Origin of the sequence: Shewanella sp. NKUCC01_JLK, assembly GCF_019345615.1 — a bacterium.
GTDB classification, from domain to species: domain Bacteria; phylum Pseudomonadota; class Gammaproteobacteria; order Enterobacterales; family Shewanellaceae; genus Shewanella; species Shewanella oncorhynchi.
Window position 1 is genome coordinate 1 of sequence record NZ_JAHKRD010000022.1, and the last position, 19479, is coordinate 19479.

General features: G+C 47.1%; 19 protein-coding genes. 8 read left to right on the top strand and 11 right to left on the bottom strand.

From position 1 onward, the window contains the following. The 5 genes from KO537_RS20140 to hemC all read right to left on the bottom strand — a co-directional run. Positions 1 to 1863: retention module-containing protein (locus KO537_RS20140; protein WP_219235534.1), on the bottom strand; the 1863-nt coding region annotated here is incomplete at its 3' end. Between the two features lie 433 nt (positions 1864 to 2296). Continuing rightward, positions 2297 to 3463, bottom strand: a complete 1167-nt coding sequence (locus KO537_RS20145; protein ID WP_219235537.1) for a heme biosynthesis HemY N-terminal domain-containing protein — start codon at positions 3461 to 3463, stop codon at positions 2297 to 2299. Next, positions 3460 to 4641 (bottom strand): uroporphyrinogen-III C-methyltransferase, encoded by a 1182-nt coding sequence (locus KO537_RS20150; protein ID WP_219235538.1) that lies wholly within the window; start codon positions 4639 to 4641, stop codon positions 3460 to 3462. Before KO537_RS20150 ends, KO537_RS20145 begins: the two co-directional genes overlap by 4 nt. Before the next feature lie 60 nt (positions 4642 to 4701). Then, positions 4702 to 5442 (bottom strand): uroporphyrinogen-III synthase, encoded by a 741-nt coding sequence (locus tag KO537_RS20155; RefSeq protein ID WP_219235541.1) that lies wholly within the window; start codon positions 5440 to 5442, stop codon positions 4702 to 4704. Between the two features lie 4 nt (positions 5443 to 5446). Beyond that, positions 5447 to 6379 carry a hydroxymethylbilane synthase gene (gene hemC / locus KO537_RS20160; protein ID WP_113940849.1) on the bottom strand — a complete coding sequence of 311 codons (933 nt, stop codon included), beginning with the start codon at positions 6377 to 6379 and terminating at the stop codon, positions 5447 to 5449. Between the two features lie 202 nt (positions 6380 to 6581). Here hemC and KO537_RS20165 point away from each other — a divergent pair, with 202 nt between their 5' ends. After that, entirely contained in the window at positions 6582 to 8993 is a 2412-nt protein-coding gene (locus tag KO537_RS20165; RefSeq protein ID WP_105250440.1) for a class I adenylate cyclase, read from the top strand. An 83-nt stretch (positions 8994 to 9076) separates the two neighbouring features. On the opposite strand, the gene cyaY is transcribed toward KO537_RS20165, so the two are convergent. Continuing rightward, entirely contained in the window at positions 9077 to 9406 is a 330-nt protein-coding gene (gene cyaY / locus KO537_RS20170; protein WP_105250439.1) for an iron donor protein CyaY, read from the bottom strand. Between the two features lie 79 nt (positions 9407 to 9485). On the opposite strand from cyaY, the gene KO537_RS20175 reads away from it, so the two are divergent. From KO537_RS20175 to KO537_RS20205, 7 genes are all read left to right on the top strand, one after another. After that, positions 9486 to 9677, top strand: coding sequence for a lipoprotein (locus tag KO537_RS20175; protein ID WP_168825920.1), 192 nt, complete (start codon positions 9486 to 9488; stop codon positions 9675 to 9677). Positions 9678 to 9734: 57 nt separating this feature from the next. After that, entirely contained in the window at positions 9735 to 10979 is a 1245-nt protein-coding gene (lysA, locus tag KO537_RS20180) for a diaminopimelate decarboxylase (protein WP_219235543.1), read from the top strand. 76 nt (positions 10980 to 11055) lie between these two features. Continuing rightward, positions 11056 to 11883: a diaminopimelate epimerase gene (dapF, locus tag KO537_RS20185; protein ID WP_105250436.1), complete on the top strand. Its 828-nt coding sequence runs from the start codon at positions 11056 to 11058 to the stop codon at positions 11881 to 11883. Then, positions 11880 to 12509: a DUF484 family protein gene (locus KO537_RS20190; RefSeq protein WP_173496192.1), complete on the top strand. Its 630-nt coding sequence runs from the start codon at positions 11880 to 11882 to the stop codon at positions 12507 to 12509. The genes dapF and KO537_RS20190 overlap by 4 nt, the downstream gene beginning before the upstream one ends. 57 nt (positions 12510 to 12566) lie before the next feature. Further along, a complete protein-coding gene (gene xerC, locus KO537_RS20195; protein WP_219235545.1) occupies positions 12567 to 13487 on the top strand; it encodes a tyrosine recombinase XerC in 921 nt (306 codons plus the stop codon). Next, positions 13487 to 14218, top strand: a complete 732-nt coding sequence (locus KO537_RS20200) for an HAD-IA family hydrolase (RefSeq protein WP_219235546.1) — start codon at positions 13487 to 13489, stop codon at positions 14216 to 14218. The genes xerC and KO537_RS20200 overlap by 1 nt, the downstream gene beginning before the upstream one ends. A 113-nt stretch (positions 14219 to 14331) precedes the next feature. Continuing rightward, positions 14332 to 14910 (top strand): HupE/UreJ family protein, encoded by a 579-nt coding sequence (locus KO537_RS20205; protein ID WP_113940843.1) that lies wholly within the window; start codon positions 14332 to 14334, stop codon positions 14908 to 14910. Between the two features lie 29 nt (positions 14911 to 14939). Here KO537_RS20205 and KO537_RS20210 read toward each other — a convergent pair whose 3' ends face one another. The 5 genes from KO537_RS20210 to KO537_RS20230 all read right to left on the bottom strand — a co-directional run bounded on the left by KO537_RS20210 (position 14940) and on the right by KO537_RS20230 (position 19413). Next, the gene (locus tag KO537_RS20210) at positions 14940 to 15443 is read right to left on the bottom strand and encodes an ATP-binding protein (protein ID WP_105250431.1); all 504 of its coding nucleotides are present in this window, start codon (positions 15441 to 15443) and stop codon (positions 14940 to 14942) included. A 132-nt stretch (positions 15444 to 15575) separates the two neighbouring features. Then, complete coding sequence (gene ric, locus KO537_RS20215) at positions 15576 to 16331, bottom strand: iron-sulfur cluster repair di-iron protein (protein WP_219235548.1); 756 nt, start codon at positions 16329 to 16331, stop codon at positions 15576 to 15578. Positions 16332 to 16813: 482 nt separating this feature from the next. Beyond that, positions 16814 to 17422, bottom strand: coding sequence for a hypothetical protein (locus KO537_RS20220; RefSeq protein WP_219235551.1), 609 nt, complete (start codon positions 17420 to 17422; stop codon positions 16814 to 16816). 284 nt (positions 17423 to 17706) lie between these two features. Then, positions 17707 to 18381 carry a Crp/Fnr family transcriptional regulator gene (locus KO537_RS20225; RefSeq protein ID WP_219235553.1) on the bottom strand — a complete coding sequence of 225 codons (675 nt, stop codon included), beginning with the start codon at positions 18379 to 18381 and terminating at the stop codon, positions 17707 to 17709. A gap of 306 nt (positions 18382 to 18687) precedes the next feature. After that, positions 18688 to 19413, bottom strand: a complete 726-nt coding sequence (locus KO537_RS20230) for a nucleoside phosphorylase (RefSeq protein WP_219235555.1) — start codon at positions 19411 to 19413, stop codon at positions 18688 to 18690. Between the last annotated feature and the right edge of the window lie 66 nt (positions 19414 to 19479).

Here is a 19479-nt window from a genome sequence, read left to right on the forward strand (position 1 = left end):
GCCTTGGCCGGCGATCACGTAGGCGGTGCCCAGGGTGAACGGACCGGTTTGTCCGGCGACGCTGAAGCTCTGAATGCTGAGCGGGCCATCGACACTGGTGGTGCCGGTGAGTAAGGAGCCATTGGTGACGCCACTGTCTTCAGCCACGGTCAGGGTTTCATCGGCATCGGTGAAGCCATCGGTGACAGGGGTCACATTAATGGTTAATGTGGCCGTTGAACCAGTGTTAGTGGTGTAGGTAATGACAGGTACTTGGCCATTCCAGTTTGCATTAGGCGTGAAGGTGTAAGAGCCATCGGTATTGATGACTAAGCTGCCGCCTTCTAGGGAAACAGTGGTGCCCGCGGTAACGGTATCGCCGTTCACGGTGAAGCTGACAACGGACAGGGTGCTGTCGATATCGGAATCATTATCAAGCACATTGCCTGTAGCTACAGTATCTTCTGCAACTGTGGCGCTGTCATTTGCAAGGATGGAAGGATCATCGACAGGGTTAACATTAATGGTTAGCGTTGCTGTTGAGCCAGTGTTAGTGGTGTAAGTGATGACTGGTACTTGGCCATTCCAGTTTTCATTGGGTGTGAAGGTGTAAGAGCCATCGGCATTGATGACTAAGCTGCCGCCTTCTAAGGCAACGGTGGTGCCAGCCGCAACCGTTTGACCACTTACCGTAAAGCTGGTTACAGAGAGCGTGTTATCCACATCGCTGTCATTGGTGAGCACGTTACCGGTGGCAACGGTATCTTCATCAACGGTATTAGTATCGTTGGCTAACGCAGAGGCATCATCAACAGGGGTAACATTAATGGTTAATGTGGCCGTTGAACCAGTGTTAGTGGTGTAGGTAATGACAGGTACTTGGCCATTCCAGTTTGCATTCGGCGTGAAGGTGTAAGAACCATCGGCATTGATGACTAAGCTGCCACCTTCTAGGGAAACAGTGGTGCCTGCGGTAACGGTATCGCCATTCACAGTGAAGCTGACAACGGAAAGGGTGCTGTCGATATCGGAATCATTATCAAGCACATTGCCAGTTGCTGCAGTGTCTTCTGCAACTGTGGCGCTGTCATTTGCAAGGATGGAAGGATCATCGACAGGGCTGATATTAATGGTTAGCGTTGCAGTTGAGCCCGTGTTGGTTGTGTAGGTAATGACAGGTACTTGGCCATTCCAGTTTTCATTCGGCGTGAAGGTGTAAGAACCATCGATATTTAAAATTAAAACACCACCTTCGAGAGTCACTTCTGTGCCTGCTGCGTAGGTGGTACCGCTGATTTCGAAGCTCACAACACTTAGAGTGGAATCCACATCAGTGTCGTTATCGAGCACATTGCCAGTCGCTACAGTATCTTCATTGGAAGTGTTGCTGTCATTAGCCAGTGCTGAAGGTGAGTCTGCTGCAATGGTGAATTGTGGAATATTAACCGTCGTTCCAGTCAGTGCTTGGCCGCTTGTTGAGTAGCCTGAAGCTGCAATGGTTTCTGTGCCGCTACGGGCTAGAGTGACATAGCCCGAGTTACCATCACTGCCTGGTGTGTTACCTGCTGCGGTTTCTGGTAGGTTCTGAGTTGGGTCTTCACCGGATGCAATAAGATCTTGTAATGCTTGAATTTCATCTAGGGCTGCTTCGTTAGCCGTGCCAGAGGCTGCTGCAGTAGTTTCGCTGGGCGCGACTTCATTTGATAGCTTAGTGCCATCATCGAAGGTAATTTCATAGGTTGCGTTTTCGCCAATATGGAGCACAGCACCTTTAGGGAGTTGTTCGCCATCCTTAGCGGGTTGATTTGAACCATCAACTTCGACATTGATTTGCCCTTTTACTAACTTAAGCAAACCTTTCTTTGATGTAATTACCGATCCCATAGTAAGCTCCCAACAGCCAAAGTGTGTTAATCCATAGACGCACAAGTCCAACAAATATGTCGCACTGTGATACAAGTGGTGGAATTTTAGCTAACGAAACGACTTAAGTCAATTTTTTGACGCGCTTGTGTTGCCTACTCTTATGCGGTTTTACGGATCTTAATACGCAAAAGTGACAATTTTTAGACCTGTAACTAGATGTAGTAGCTATATCTATAAAAAGGGCCGTATTTAGTACTTTTTAACACTAAGGTTAAGCATCGTTATAAGAAATTAATTTGGATTGGGAGAGTGGTTTTTACGGAAAAGAAGCGACACGATCTAGTTTTTAACATTTTTGGCAAGTTAAGTGGGTTTTAATATGCCAGCATTGGCAAGTGCCGTGATCTTTCGTTACTCAAATCACGGCGACTAGGTTGCAGGCATTGTAGAACTACAGATTAACCGCCTGACGATAACTTTGATTTGCGTTACCTTGTTCACCTAACTGTTCTTGAATCCGTGCAAGCGCCAACCAAGAGGCTTTTGTGGGTTCGAGTCGGCAAACATTTTGCCAGCAGGTTCTGGCTTCTTTCATATCCCGTGTTTGCTGATAAAGTTTAGCTAAGCACATCTGGTAGTCGGCATTATTCTCATGGGTGATTTCATGCTTGAGTAACTGCTTACGGATTTCTGTATCTTGGGCTGTCGTTATTTCTGGAATGACTTCTAAAAGTGCAGATTCAGGAGCAGTGCGTAATTTTTTCGAGAGTAGCTTCAGCGCTTGCTCTTTGCGATTAAAGCGGCATAAACCCATAGCATAAATCGCCAAAAACTCAGACTGATTGCGCTCACTGCGAGATAACCACTGCCAGCATTGTTCTAAGGCTTCTTCGCCTTTAATGGTTGCGGCTTTGAGTAAAGCGCAGTGAGTGATTACATTGAGTTCATTTAGCTGGGTGTCATCTAGGATCTGGCGTTTCTTCAAAATAGGTAATAATAGCTTGAGCGCATCCCAATCCTCTTGCGCTCGATATAACTCGAGGGCGAGTTTGAGTACCGGTGCTTTGCTCTTACTTGTGGGGGCTAATTTATCGAGCTCGGTGCGGGCTAAAGCTAACTCACCTTGTTTTAACAGATATCGAGTACGCGTGGTTGCGACGGCGTTCGCGGCCAGCGGTTGTGTTGCTGCACGGTCAAGATATTGATCACGCTCTGCTATTTTCTGTTGGTACTGGGCAGCACGAGCCGCTGCAAGTAAATTAAGTGCAGGGAGTTCGCCATTGTCGGCGCCTTTTATCATAGCGCGTTCTGCTGCTGGCCAATCTTCTTCTGCCAGAGCCAGTGCACCCATTAAGGTATGCTTTTTCGCGGAGCGACGGCGCCAGTGGCGAGGAATAAAACGGCTACGCAGCATGAGATTAATGGCGCTAATCACCAACCATTCTAGTACTTGGAACATGGCATAAAATACAATTAAGGCAATGATCCCAAAGACTAAACTGGTCTCAACCTGGTAGTCACCTGCCGCAATGTATACATAACCTGTGTTGCCCACCAACCAAGGGCTAATGCAGAGCCCTATCAATATTATCCCTAAGAAAATTAATATCTTGATCATAATGGCACATCCTCTGATGAGGTCAGCTCACCATAGCTTGTCAGCTGTAATAGCAGAGGTTTTGCGGCAAAGGATTTCAGAGTAATAGGATCAAGTTCTAATGTCGCCAATTTATCGATTTTGGCGATGGCTTCAGCAGTGCTGTGATCTTGAGTATCGAAATAGGTTTGAATCCACTTACGCACCATCATTAATGATTGGTGATAAGCGCCCCTGTCGTAGCGGTATAACGCAAGTTGAGATTGCAGCAGTTTATGACGAATGTTTTCAACCAGATACCACTGTTGCTCAGGAGCGAGTAAAGCGGGTGCATCGGCTGTTCTATGGCGTATGGTGATAAAGTCTTGGGTTAACGCTTTCCACGTCTTCCCTAAGTTGCTCTGCCAGTCATTTAAATCGCCAGTAATGTTTGTATCTTCAGGGGCATCGGTTTCTGCATCGGTGCGATTAAGTGGCAGCTTATCGAGTTGCTCAATTAAGGCATCGAGGGCTAATACACTACCATCAATATCTGTGGTTTTAATACTTGCAGTCGCGGCGATATCTTTTGCCAGAGCTTTACGAATAGGTAGCAAAGCGGGATTGTTCATGGCGGCGATGGTTTCATCCGCCGACTTTAATAGATCGGTGGCGGTGCGGGGATCTTTTTCTAACCAAAGTTTACGGCCCGCCATGTTTACTAGATATTCGGCTTCTGACGCCATCCAATGCGTTGGGCTGCGTTGGGCGAGTTTATTGATCCTGTCCTGTAGTTGATTTTGGTCTTCTGCCAATTTTGTTAATTCTTGATAGGTCTTAGCATCATTCAGTTGTTGCTGTTCAAGCTGGCCAATACGTTGATTGGGTTGTAGCAGGGCTTGCTGTAATTGGTCCTGCAGGGCGATATTTTTCGCATCCTGCGCCAGCAGTTGCTGTTGCATCTGTTGGTACAGCATAAAACCACCGCCAAGGGTGCAAGCGGTTAAACCCAGCGCTAATAACACCCCAAAGCGAATCGCCCACGAGCTTCTATTGGATGCTGGCGTTTGACTCGGCGTGCTTGAAGGTGTGGCTTTGGCTGTTTGGGATTCAGAAGATGGCGCTGAAGTTATGGGCGTGTCATCAGTCGTTATTGATGGTTCAATAATAGAGGTAGCCTGTGATTCAGGGCTCTTTGCGTCGTGCTTGTTGTTATCCATTTAACAGTCCTTGAAAACATGCTACTGCCGAAATTCGAGTTAAATCGGGCTAAATAGCGCTTAGAGTTTAAGGGCGTTTAGCACGGCTTTGCTGTTGGCGGCATTGGCATTGGTGACTTGGGTTATACCAAAGGCGTGAGCTTGAGCTTCTACTCGGTTACTTGGGACTATGATATGACATGAGCGCAGCCATGCAAATAACTCTTTTGGCACTAGATTAATCAGGTTATCCAGTACTTCACCGCTGGTGACAACAATAGTGTCGATGCCAAACTCTTGCCATTGTTGTGCTAACTGTTGACCATCGAGTGGTGGACAAGCCCGTTGATATACTTCCCAATAGCGCACTGTTGCACCGCGCTCAGCCAGTTGTTCAGCTAAGGCTTCACGGCCGCCAACGCCACGTATGATCGTAATCTGCTTACCTTTAATATCTTGCAAAGGCGCGAGCGTGAGTAGACCTTCAGTCTGCTGACAATCATCTGGGGCTTCGAGGGCTTCAATGCCGAGCTGATTTAATGCTTCCCAAGTCGCATGACCAACGGCGAAATATTGAGCTTGAGGCCAGCCTTTTATTCGAGAATGAGCGGTTGTTAAGGCATAGTCGGCAAAGCTGACTGCATTGGCGCTGATACAGATAATCATATCGGCGTGTGCCAGTGGGTGCGAGTTATTCGTTGTGATGGGCGGTGTTGCTTCGACACACAGCAGAGGTGTGACCCAGTGAGCAATGCCTCGTTCATTCAAGGCATCGATCATGGACTGATTGCGCCCTTCAGGGCGCGTCAGTAAGACTTTCATCGACTTATGCTTTAGCGTAAACAGCGTCGAGTATGCTTTTTGCGCCTTTGCTCAATAGCTCTTCGGCAAGGGCAACCCCTAATTGCGTGGCGTCGGTTTTTGGACCTGTGATCACGCCTTCGATGATTTCACTACCATCAGGGTTACCGACTAGGCCGCGTAATGTCATCTCATCACCATTGATTTCGGCAAATGCGCCAATCGGCACTTGGCATCCACCTTCTAGGCGCGTGTTCATCGCGCGCTCGGCAATCACACGGTAGCGCGTTTCTAAATGTTCTAATGGTGCCAGTAGTGCCTTAACGCGTGCGTCGTTGGTGCGACATTCGATACCCACAGCGCCTTGGCCGTTGGCGGGCAAGGACTCTTCGGCAGAAATAAAGCTGGCAATACGCTCAGACAATTTCAGGCGAATTAAGCCTGCAGCGGCAAGAATAATGGCATCGTATTCGCCGTTATCAAGTTTAGCTAAACGAGTGCCTACGTTACCGCGTAAATCTTTGATGATAAGGTCAGGGCGTGATGCGCGCAGTTGGCATTGACGACGTAGGCTCGAAGTACCCACAGTTGCGCCTAATGGTAATTCGCTGATCGTTTTATATAAATTTGATACAAAGGCATCGCGGGGATCTTCGCGCTCGCAAATGACTTCAAGGCCTAAGCCTTCGGGGAAGTCGACGGGTACGTCTTTCATCGAGTGCACCGCGATATCGGCAAGATCGTCTAACATGGCGACTTCAAGCTCTTTGACGAACAAACCTTTACCGCCCACTTTGGCTAGCGGCGTATCTAAGATAACATCGCCCTTAGTGCTCATTGGCAGCAATTCCACCACAATACCGGGGTGAATGCGTTCTAATTCGGCTTTAACAAATTCAGCTTGCCACATGGCCAGCGGACTCTTGCGGGTTGCGATACGTATGCGGTTCTCAGACATGCCTAGTTTCCATCAAAGATCTTAGTTGCGCCAATGCTAACATTGGCAAATCGTTTATGTAAGGAAGCCGTATCGATTCTTTGAAGTTGGCGATGTTCTAGATACCGCGAAAGTGTGACGGGCTTCACGTTTAGTTGCTCGAGTTTGTAAAAGTGTTAACATGAGCACATTTCCCATAAGTGCTTAAGTGTTGTGTTTTTGAATGGATCGGCAAATACAGTTTCCTGATATAGCAGAAAGACTTAATAAGGTACGTATTGCACGCGCCCTAGCTTTGCTATCGCCGTTACAAAAACACTTATTCCATTTGATCCCTTTTTTAATTCACCAGAACGGTGTTCAGTATCCTGGCTATCATGCCGCCAATACGCCCTGTGGAATCAACGAGTATCAGGTTGGTGAGACTGAGTCCCAGGCCTGCGATGTGTTCTCGCTGCCTTTTACTACTCAAGAAGCGGATATCAATGCCTTTGAAGGCGTTTATGCGATGGGGAGTACTGGCAGTTTTGGCCAAAATGCCAAGAGCGATGTTGATGTTTGGTTAGTACATAGGGCTGATCTGTGTGCTGAGGATTTGGCGCTAATCAAGATTAAAGCGACTCGATTGACTGCTTGGTTTGCCGAGTATCAGTTTGAGGTGAATTTTTACTTAGTTCATCCGCAGCAGTTTTGTGGCGGTAAAGCCGTTCGTGGATGTCAATCCGCAATGGCCCATGAGCATAGCGGTAGTATGCAACATTGGTTATTACTTGAAGAGTTTTATCGCAGCCAAATTCGTTTGGCGGGTAAAACGATTGCATGGTGGCCAGACGCTAAACTCAATCCTGCGCTCTTGTCCTTAGGCGATGTACATGAATTACCTGCGAGTGAGTACTTTGGTGCTTCGTTATGGCAGCTCTACAAGGGCTTAGAAAAGCCCCATAAGGCACTGATTAAAGTATTGCTACTCGAGGCTTATGCCAGTGATTATCCCCATTCAACTCTGCTTTGTGATCACTTATGGCAGAAAACGCTCGCCGGTGATTTTTCGACGTCGAATGATGCCTATTACTCTATCTATGAGATTATCGAAACCTATTTACTTAAGCAGAATGATACTCGCCGACTAGAGATAGTGCGGCGCTGCTTCTATTTAAAATGTGGCGTGCACTTGAGTCGAACCCAAGAGGGCAAAGATTGGCGTTATCCTAAATTGCAAAAGCTCGTGCAGGATTGGCAATGGCCAGATAGTCTGATTAGCACTTTAGACAATTGTGAACATTGGCATAGTGGCCAGCTCAATTGGTTTAACGAGCAACTGAATGAACTGTTATTAGCGAGCTACCAAACCTTACTACGCTTCGCATCGACACATGAGTTAAATGAAGGCTTGCGGATCGAAGATTTGGGAATGCTGACTCGCAAGTTGCATACCTATTTTAGTCAAGATGAAGACCAAATCGCTAAGCTGAATCTACTGTGGAGTGCTTCAGTCGCTGAGTCCGAAGTGACTATGGTCTCAAGCTCCCGCGAGCGCCAATATTATCTGTATCGACAAGGGCCTCAGCCACAAAATTTGTTAGGCGAGTCGGCAATATGTAAGGGAAAAACCCCTTCAGCTTTAATGATTTGGGCATGTTTAAATGGGATCTCGACGCCGAGTACTCAATGGCATGAATATGGTCAGAGTAAGGCAAAGTCGAAACGGCTTACCGAAGCTTCTAAGCGGTTACTGAATTTTATCGACCACGATTGGCGTGTATCTAAACGTGACTTATGCCAGCCATGGCATTTTCGTAAGCTGATTTTCGTGCTCAATCTGGATTGCGATCCCACCATTGAATGGCAAGGACAGGAAATGATGGTCGATGTGATGAATGCGAACGTGTTCTCACTCGGGCGTAAAAAAGCCAATATGCTTGGTGCGTTAGATGCGATTTGCTTGAATAGTTGGGGTGAATGGCAGTGTCATCGCTTCGAAGGCGATACGGCGGTATTGCAAGCCTTAGCCTTTGTGACGCCGGGGCTAAGACGAGCCAGTTTACCTGTGGATATGGATGTGATCAGCTGTTCACAGAAGTTACGCCCACAGCTTAAATTAGCAGTGAAAAATCTACTAAAACAAACCATGCGTTTGTGCCAACAAGTGCAGCAATCCAGCACCTTAGTGCAGCCACTGCAGATAAGTCGTACTCGCTATGGGATCTTTTTTAATCCCTTAGGCATGGCCTATCAGGACTTGAGCGATGCCAAGTCATTTTATCAACAGTTATCCCGCAGTCATCTTGTACTATTGCCGCGGCCTGAATTAGGTGACGATCCCTTTTCGAGTATGCCGAAAGTGGTGCAAAACTATGCGGCTAAAGGCGCGATTCAGTATTTTCTACGCCAACGGGTCGATAACTTGGATGTATTTATCCTCGATGAGGAAAATCAACTAAGCCATTACGTGCAGGCGGGATCAAACATGGCCGAGTTGGTAAATAAAGTGAGCCATCACTATGTGTTCGATGAGCATTATGCTTCACGGGCGCGGTTTAATATTCCGCAATTTTTCCATTTAGTGCGGGTAGCCGGAGAGTTAACGGTGGCACCTTTCGGTATCGATGTTAGCGATCAAGACACTGAGTTTTAGCTGGTTTTTAACATAAATAATGGGAGCCAAGGCCCCCATTATTGTTTTGTACTATTACGGTTTTGCACTAGGACAGGCTTAGATTAGAAGCTAAGCTTAATGCCGCCTTGGCGCTCGATAGACTCTTGCACGAATGGCATAAATTCGCCGCCATTTCGTCCGTCCATCCATTTACCTTCAACAAAACCAAAGTGATATCCACCAAAGCGTGTGGCGACCCAAATCTCATGCAAAGGTTCTTGCTTGTTGATCACTATCTTAGAGCCATCAACAAATTCTAATTGCAATACGTTGCCACTGGCATCGATATCAAGATCGGCATCTTGCTCATCAATCGCAGTTTCAATCGCATTTTCTATGGCTTGGAACATGTCATCGGCGAGCTGGTGAAATTCTGTATCTGTCATGGCCATGCATTTCTGTCCTTTGCTTTCGTCAAGATGGGTGCGATTATAAGGCCATTAGTCACCAGATGCACAGATGTTGAGAAAAATGAGACTGTTTTTATTGTTATTGCTTGGTAGCCTATTCATTACTGCATGCGGCCAGAAGGGCCCCCTCTATCGATCTCCGGCCACAGAGGTGAATCAGCCTAAAAAGGTTGAAGCGTCTAAACCTGAGCCTGAAGTAGAAGAGATTAAAACCGAAATTCGAGCCATCGAAGTACAAAAAACACAACAATAATAGCAGCTATAACTATCATCACTATCGCAGCGATAAAGCGCAGTAAGGAATCAGACATTGGATCACTTTCTCTACCAACAAAATGCCCTGCACGCCGAAGGCTGCCAGGTCGCCGACTTAGCTCAAACCTATGGCACGCCGCTGTATATCTATTCCCGCGCCACGCTAGAGCGCCATTGGCATGCCTTTAATAATGCCGTGGCAGATCATTCACATTTGATTTGTTACGCGGTTAAAGCTAATTCGAACTTGGCCGTACTGAATGTGCTGGCACGTTTAGGCAGTGGTTTTGATATCGTTTCGGGTGGTGAGTTAGCAAGAGTGATTGAAGCGGGCGGCGATCCCGCCAAAGTGGTGTTCTCAGGCGTGGGTAAAACTGCGGCCGAAATGGAACAGGCACTTAATCTGGGCATTTACTGCTTTAACGTCGAGTCGAGCGCCGAGCTTGAGCAGTTAAATTTGGTCGCAGGTCGTTTAGGTAAAGTGGCGCCAGTTTCCTTGCGAGTCAATCCCGATGTGGATGCGGGTACTCATCCCTATATTTCGACTGGCCTTAAAGAAAATAAATTCGGTATCGCTATGGATGAGGCCGAAACCGTCTTCGCCCGTGCCCATGCTTTGCCACATTTAAAAGTGAAAGGTGTCGATTGCCATATCGGCTCGCAATTAACCGAAATTCAACCTTTCCTCGATGCAATGGATCGTATGCTAGCGTTGATCGATCGTCTGGCTGAACAAGGTATCGTCATTGAGCATTTTGATGTGGGTGGCGGTTTAGGTGTGACCTATGATGCTGAAACTCCGCCGCATCCTGATGTGTATGCCGCAGCCATATTGGCGAGTATGGGCGACCGTCAACTGAAGCTAATCTTCGAGCCGGGCCGTGCGATTGCCGCCAATGCAGGGATTTTTGTTACTCAGGTGCTGTATTTGAAAGAAAACAGCGACAAGCGTTTTGCGATTGTCGATGGCGCGATGAATGACTTAATTCGCCCAGCACTTTACAGCGCATGGCAAAATATTATCCCAGTCGTGCCAAGGGACTCTGAGGCCTATGAGTTTGATATTGTTGGTCCAGTGTGCGAAACCGGTGACTTTTTAGGTAAAGATCGCAAGCTGGCTTTAGTGGCTGGGGATTTACTTGCTGTGCGTTCGAGTGGTGCCTATGGTTTTGCGATGGCCTCTAACTACAACACGCGTCCTCGTGCGGCCGAAGTTATGGTCGATGGTGAGCACGCTTTCTTAGTGCGTGAGCGAGAAAAATTGTCTCAGCTCTGGCAAGGTGAGCAACTCCTGCCGTAAACTAGAAAAATTATATTGATTCAGGCGCTTGGTTTCATACTTAATGAACGGCGCCTCGGCTTAAAGGATAAGTATCTTGATCCAATTCACTAAGATGCACGGACTGGGTAACGATTTTATGGTGGTCGATGGGGTCACGCAGAACGTGTTCTTTTCGCCTGAGCAGATCCGCCGTTTAGCCGACCGTAACTTTGGCATAGGTTTCGATCAATTACTGTTGGTTGAGCCGCCCTATGATCCCGATTTAGATTTTCATTATCGCATCTTCAATGCCGATGGTACTGAAGTCGAACAATGCGGTAATGGCGCCCGCTGTTTTGCCCGTTTTGTGCGCAATAAAGGATTGACCAATAAGAGTAAAATCCGTGTTAGCACTTCATCAGGTAAGATGACTCTGCGTTTAGAGCGAGATGGCACAGTTACCGTGAATATGGGCGTGCCTATTCTTGAACCAAGTCTGATCCCCTTTAAAGCCAAGAAAGCCGAAAAAACCTATTTACTGCAAACACCACTGCAAACCTTTTTATGTGGCGCGGCTTCTATGGGCAATCCCCATTGTGTGCTCGACGTTGAAGATGTGGCGAGCGCCGCTGTTGCTGAAATTGGTGCCATGCTCACTAAGCATGAGCGCTTTCCCCGTGGTGTGAATGTGGGATTTATGCAAGTGGTGGATTCGGGGCACATTAAGCTGCGGGTGTATGAACGTGGTGCTGCCGAAACTTTGGCCTGTGGCACTGGCGCGTGTGCGGCAGTGGTTGTAGGTCAAGTGCAAGGGAAGCTCGGCCAGCAAGTGCGGGTGGATTTACCCGGCGGTACTTTAACCATCAACTGGGAAGGCGAGGGGAAACCTTTGTGGATGACGGGCCCAGCGCAACACGTTTATGATGGACAAATTCAGTTATGACAGAGCCCTTGATGCCGCAGACGAATGTGCCCTTTGATGAGTTGATTATTCGCGAGTATCTGCTGGATAATCCTGATTTTTTCAATCGCTATCCAGAGCTATTGCTGGCAATGCGTCTGCCCCATCTGGAGCGCGGCGCCATCTCTTTGGTGGAACGTCGTCAAGAAATGCTGCGCCAGCGAGTCAGCCAGTTGGAAGAAGAGATCACCAGTCTGTTAACGATGGCGGCGCGCAACGAGAAAATTTACCAATTCAATACTGAATTATCCTTCCAACTACTGAATTGTGCCGATCTAGTGTCACTCAAAGAAATCTTAGCCGACAGTTTAAAATTACAGTTTAATTTCAGTCATGTGCGTTTGATCAGCGTTCTCGATGCCGATATGAAGGCAATATGGGATCAAAGGCTGCATAAAGGTCACTATTTTGGTCGGCTAACACAGCAAGAAGCCAAACGGTTATTTGGTAGCGAAGTGGGTTCGGTGGCACTGACTAAATTGTCGGAAGACAACCCAGTGATTTTTGCCATTGCTAGCCAAGATGTCACCCATTTTCATCCTGATATGGATAACATGCTGCTGGAACAGTTGCGGCGTTTACTGGCGCATATGCTTGCCAAGCTGTAACGGCCGTTGAGCGATTTTGCTCACCCAAGGCTTGGCAAAACCCACGAGGAAACCGATATGAGTACGCAAACAGGCGAAGTGTCGGCATTAAATACTCAATGGTTACAAACCTTTGAACGTTATCTGAGTACCGAGCGGCAGTTGTCAGCCCATACAGTACGGAATTACCTTTACGAGCTTAATCGCGGTAGCGATCTCTTGCCCGAAGGCGTGCATTTACTCAATGTGAGCCGCGAGCATTGGCAGCAAGTATTAGCCAAATTGCACCGCAAAGGTTTAAGCCCGCGATCGCTTTCTCTGTGTTTATCAGCGGTAAAACAATGGGGTGAATTTTTGCTGCGCGAAGGCGTGATTGAGCTTAATCCCGCCAAAGGCTTAAGTGCCCCCAAACAGACCAAACCTCTGCCGAAGAATATCGATGTCGATGCTATCAGTCACTTGCTGGACATTGAAGGTACAGATCCGCTGAGTCTGCGGGATAAAGCCATGATGGAGTTGTTTTATTCCAGTGGCTTACGTTTAGCAGAACTCGCCGCGCTCAATTTATCCAGTGTGCAATACGATTTGAAAGAAGTGCGAGTCTTAGGTAAAGGCAATAAGGAGCGTATCGTCCCTGTCGGTCGTTTAGCGATTGCTGCGCTGCAGAATTGGCTCAATTGCCGAAAGCAGATCCCCTGTGAAGATAACGCCTTATTTGTGACCGAAAAGGGCAAGCGACTCTCCCATCGTAGTATTCAGGCGCGCATGGCGAAATGGGGTCAAGAGCAGGCATTATCGGTGCGAGTACATCCCCATAAGTTGCGTCATTCCTTTGCCACTCACATGTTAGAAGCGAGCGCCGACTTGCGGGCGGTGCAAGAATTATTGGGTCATGCGAACCTAGCGACCACACAAATTTATACCAGTTTGGATTTCCAACACTTAGCTAAGGTGTATGATAACGCCCATCCTAGAGCGAAAAAAACACAGGATAAATAATGCGTTGCTATCTTAGACCTCAACATATTCAAGCGATCAGTTTCGATCTCGACGATACCCTGTACGACAATCTGCCGCATATTTTAAATGCCGAAGCTGAGCTGGCGACGTTTCTGTTGCAGACTTATCCATTATCGCTGGCGTGGCAACCCCATGATTGGCGCAGGCTAAAACTGCAACTTTTGCAGCAAAATCGTGAGCTCGCCCACGATACTAGCGCCGCCCGTTTAGCTACGCTTCGCCAAGGCCTAATACAATTAGGATATTCGGCGACTGAAGCCGAACGCGGCGCCGAGCAAGGATTAGCATGCTTTTATTTTTATCGCAGTCATTTCCAAGTGTCTGACGAAGTGCTCTTATTACTCAAGCGCTTATCGCAGCATTTTAGATTAGTCGGGATCACCAATGGCAATGTGGACGCCGAGCGGATTGGTTTAGGGGAAACTTTCGAGTTTGTGTTGCATCCAGGTAATGGCGTGCATATGAAACCCGCTAAAGACATGTTCGCATTAGCTTGCTCGCGGTTAAAGATTGCACCGCAACACTTACTGCATGTTGGTGATAGCATGAATGCAGACGTTCGTGGTGCTCGGTTGGCGGGGTGCCAGTCTGTGTGGCTAAATCCCAGTTTTGGTCGAGTCGATTCCTTACCGATCGCCGCCTTGTTGCCCCATTTAGAAATAGCCTCCCTCGACGCTTTGATAAAAGTATTGGCTATCGACGTAAACTAACTTAGTGTGCATTTTTAATCTGTATCTTTGGGTGATTGAGATCAAGGTTTGCCAGCCAAATTTGCACTAAAGTTAAGTTTTATATCACTAAAGTCACTGACTAAGGCTATTTTATGGCGCGTATCGGGTTGTTATTACTGCTCTCTTTATGTTGGATCGCGCCGGTATCGGCCCATGAGATCCATTCAGGTGGCGGTTTCATGTCGGGTTTTAATCATCCCGTATTGGGCTTCGATCACTTGCTGGCTATGTTGAGTGTGGGCATGTTGAGCACCCAGCTCGGTGGCCGCGCGATTTGGACTGTCCCCTTAGCATTTGTCACCTTTATGTTAGTGGGCGGGATTTTAGGCTTATACGCCATTGCCGTTCCCTTCGTTGAAATTGGTATCGCCCTTTCTGTATTGTTGCTCGGCCTTGCCATCGCTTTTGATCGCCAAATCCCATTGCTATTCGCCATGGCCTTTGTGGGCGTATTCGCGATTTTCCACGGGCATGCCCACGGCGCAGAAATGCCGGAATTGGCTAGCCCAGTCCTGTATGCCCTAGGATTTTTATTTGGTACAGCAGTCATCCATTTAGGCGGAGTAATGATAGGCCTTGGAATGCAGCGGATGACAGGGCAACGCAATTTAATGCGCGTTACTGGCGTAGCGATTGCGGCCATGGGCGGCTATCTATTAGCAGGTTTTTAACGTAATAACAGGATGTTAGATTTACTGGATTAACGTGCCTTGAGTTGCTTCATGCAAAGATGGGCGCGGCGTAGCAGTAGATTGACTTGCCGACGGCTCGCGTGCATGTCGGCATCTCCCACCCTAAAATAACTCCCAGTGTAAGGATCGCTGCCTACGTAGATAGGTTTTAGCTGCTCAGGCGCCAGCGGTACGCGGATACGAATCAGCTTTTTATTCATAATTTCAATAATCTGCACATCTGAAATCGCTAAAAGATTGTGACTAGTGCGACTCGGGTCATCGAGTATTTCCCAAAATTCTTGTAGAACAGGAAGCGGGTTGGGAATGCCTTCAATACTGAAATGGCCACGTTCTTCGCGTACCCCTAGGATGATTTCGCCACCCAAAGTATTGGCAAAAGAGCTATAAGTCGCCCAAATGTCTTCGGGTAATTGACCTTGGCCATCGCGGCCACCTGCGAGTTTAAATTCTACTTGGGCCGATTCGTGCAAATTGGCAATATCATCGAGTGCAAATGATTGAAATGTCATGGCAGCTTATCCGTCAGCGACACATGACTTGTTGTAGCACGTCAACAATTGAAAGGCCAGACTTAGGTCTGGCCTCAAGGTTAAGCGGAAAATCTGTAATTTGGAGCCGCTACGGGATAAACATTTAATCAATTATTGAGTCAGACCCAATGCCTTAGGAAAAAGAATATTGTTTTCTAAGTGAATATGCTGATGTAAGTCCGCCTCAAATTCCGCCAGAGTGGCATAACAAACACGCCATGTAGTGCACGCATATTCAGGTGGTGTGAAGTCGTTAGTGAGCTCGTGTAATTTTTGCAAAATCAAACCGACTTCTTCATGCTCATGTTGCATCGCATCGATAGGGTTGCCAATATGGCCAAAGCAAGCCTCAACCAGCTCTCCATGACTCATGGCGCGGATCGCCGGAAACAGTATTTTTTCTTCCTTCATTAAATGTGGCATTAAGTCTTCAACTAAGGCTCGTACCCAACCCGCAAAGGGAACGATTTCGGCATAGTGCTCACCGTGAGCGCGAATCATCTTTTCGGAATATTCGACTAATAAAGGGGCTTTTTCGCGCACGTATTGATGGTGCGTTGATTCTATATATTCGATAAGTTGATCTAAGGGTAATTGATTTAATTCATCTTCTTTGCTACCGGTAAGTGTTGCGGCATTCAGCGCAGCAACCACTTTTGCGGGATCTACATCTGCACGCTCACAGGCGACCGCCAGTGATTTACCCCCGCCACAACAAAAATCGATACCAAATTGACTAAACACATGTGCGCGGCGAAAGTCTTCTGCCACTAGTTCACCTATTTTTCGTTCTAGCCAATGATTGTGTTGAGAATTAAACCCATGGGGTGGGAGTTGTGCATCTTTTGAGACAGAAGTAGCAGACATGAGTAGCTCCAGAGCAGCAATAAAGTTACATTCATATTATTTGCAGCTTTATTTTGTGGCAACAAAACCTGACTAAAATAGTCAGGTTTTGCAGTGCCAGTCACATAAATGGAGTCAAATTGAAGGAAGGCTATCTGATTGTTCTGAGCTACAAGCAACAGGAAGCTAAGATGACTAGCCGTTATTTTGGTTTTGTAACCTTATCAAGTTGGCGCTGAATCAGTTCTGTAGAGATTTGATTCATCTTAAGGCAATACACCGCCCTAGAATCGCCGCAAATGGGACGATAGGGTGGGTTTTAGGGGATCGTGAATCAGTCTGGTGTAGAGCGATTCACTCGCTCATTTTTGGACTAAAGATTGTTAGGTTTTGCGCAAAATTATCTTATTTCGGATAAAAAAATAATCCCAAGCGCTGAGTTATGAGTAGTGATGAGCTAGTACAGATTAAGGATGCGACCTTTTTCCTTACTTTACTTTCTGTTATTTAAACTGATTATTAAGATTTCGTGCCAGTTCATTTATAATGGTGAGCAGTGTTGAAATAGTTTTGTCAGAAATGACGTTGCTATCCCTTACATCTTCTTCAATCATTGATTGAACATCGGATATTTTAGTTAATATATCAGGCTCAAATTGTTTTAACTGTAACTCAAGACTTAGTCTGGTTATTCTTAATCCTGTTTCACCGAACTTTTGGTTACCAATGATAGATGTATCTTTGTTGAAAGCGATGGTTAATGTGGTTAGCAACGCGTCTAAAAGTTCTGAGGATTGGTTATAAATGTGGCTTCCTCTTAACTGGGACTTCCATGTATCAAGAGCGAGATACGCCAACGCAACCCCCAGAACAGTCGCAATCGAAGCAAGTATCGACGTTATTACCTGTGCTCTATTGAACCAGATATCAATAGTCGAAGAAGAGCAAAATAAACCAATCAGGAGGCCGACAAATCCTGAAACTAAGATAAACGCTGCAAGTAACATCTTTTTTAAAAGCATCGGAATTTGCTCTGATTCAGTAACAATACTGGCACTTTCTATCATTACTAAAGTTTGGTCAATGCTCTGTAGCTGAAAGTTCTTGATCATGTGTTCAAAACAAACTTTGGGGCAAAAATTGGTTAGTCCGCAGCTCATGAAAAATGATAGTGTTCGGTGCGTGAACCAGACTATGCAAGTTTGATTCACTCATTATCAAAATCTAACACTTTTTAGATCCATCAGATTGGATTATGGTCTCCATATTTAGGATTGGATTTATCGCCCTTAACGATAAATACGTTGATTGATGCAGAGTGTCGATAGCAAAGCTGATGCAAATTGGGTGGTTTGCCTGTGAATCCCCGCATAGCCCTATGCAGCATTTTTTTGATCTACTCCGCAATAAAAGTTACTAGCGCCTTTGGGTCGATAATATGCAGCTGCTGATCGCGTTTTTCGACAAGGCCGAGTTCAATGAGGGAGTTGAGTGCGCGGCGGTAGACGCGACTGCTGGTGCCAAAGCGTTCGGCTTCTTGCTCGACTTTGTTAAAGGCTCCGAGGGCGATATTGTTTTGACTGCGTTGTAGCAGATCTAGGGCGATATTGACGGCGATGGGGTGCAATAGGCGGTTGGTGTAGATTGCCATTGAGTCTTGATAATCCCATGCCAGCGCTGAGGCAAAAAAGAGCGCTAGTTGCGGTTGAGTGATTATGCATTGCTGCAGTTTGGCGGCACAAATTACCTCGGCTTCCATCTGATCTTCGGCCATCACTGTCCACTGGCAGGGCAGTTTGGTAAAAAACTCAATTTCGCCAAAAATATGCTGATCACAATTTAGCTCACCTAACTGAAAGCGCCGACCATTGTGGGCGCTAGTATACATGGCGACTTTTCCTACGGACACGACATAAAGCTCACGCACATTTTGCCCCTGCTGCAACATGATATCACCGGGGGAAAATTGGCGGCTGGCCGTTTGGCACTGAAATAAGGCCTGCTTAAAGAGTTCGCGCTGCTCGCTTAATGTGTCACCAAAGCGGCTAGAGAGTTCAGGATGTAACTGCATGTTGATGATATTTGCGGATTATTAATGCGATTAAGGTACGCATTTCGCCGCAGGATTGATACTCATTCGATCATAAAATATGTAAATCCCTGCGTGCGGGCTGGCACTTTGGCGGCGGTATATGGGTGGCGCATTGTGTGTCGCCGTTGTTGTGACGCTGCAAACGTGTGTTATGACAGGTCGGTGTGGGTGTGAGCTTTAGTGAGAATGATGGCGCATTGACTGCGCCATTAAGAGGATGACTTGGTGGTTATCTGGATGCTGCGTTTAGCGGCAAGGCTTACTGCTAATTAACCTCAACAAGCTCTAATCACACAGTGCGTTGAGCGCAGCTAAAATGGCATGTTGCTCACCTTGGGCGCTTGCTTTGGACGCCGCAACATAGTCATTAACTCCTGCTTTAACATCCTGCTCAAATAGCACTACGTTGGTTAGTATCGCCGCCACTTCAAGTTGGCGCAGTCGGCCGACGGTGAATAACGCAGCGGTTTCCATATCGGCACCGAGCACGCCTTGGCGATGCCAATAGTGGCAGAGCTCCTGTTCTTGATTGGTATAAAAACTGTCGTGGGAGCGCACTACGCCGCTATGGGCAATAATATGATGCTGCGCGCAGTATGCTTGCAGTTTGCCGACCAAACGATGATTGGCACAGGCCGGAAAGCTGGGCTTTACATAGCTTGCAGAGCCGCCATCATCACGCACTGCGGCCTCGGCAATAATCACATCACCTATCGCTATCTGCGGTTGTAGCGCACCGGCGGAGCCGATGCGGATAAGTTGTTTAACACCGCATTGATACAGTTCCTCAAGGGCAATGATCGCCGAGGGCGCGCCAATGCCAGTGCTGCAGACGGTGATTATAGTGTCACCATAACGGCCACGCATCAGTCGAAACTCGCGGTTATCCGCCAAGGATTCGACATCCGTTAGATGCGCCGCGATGCGGTTGACTCGATTGGGTTCGCCGCAGACGACGGCTTTTTCACTGACTTGATGGGGCGCGACGAGAATATGGGGTTGAATACTCATTGTTGACCTTTATCAATTACTTAGCTTGGCGGTAGCCCCGAATTGTATCGGGCTACCGCGAAGGGA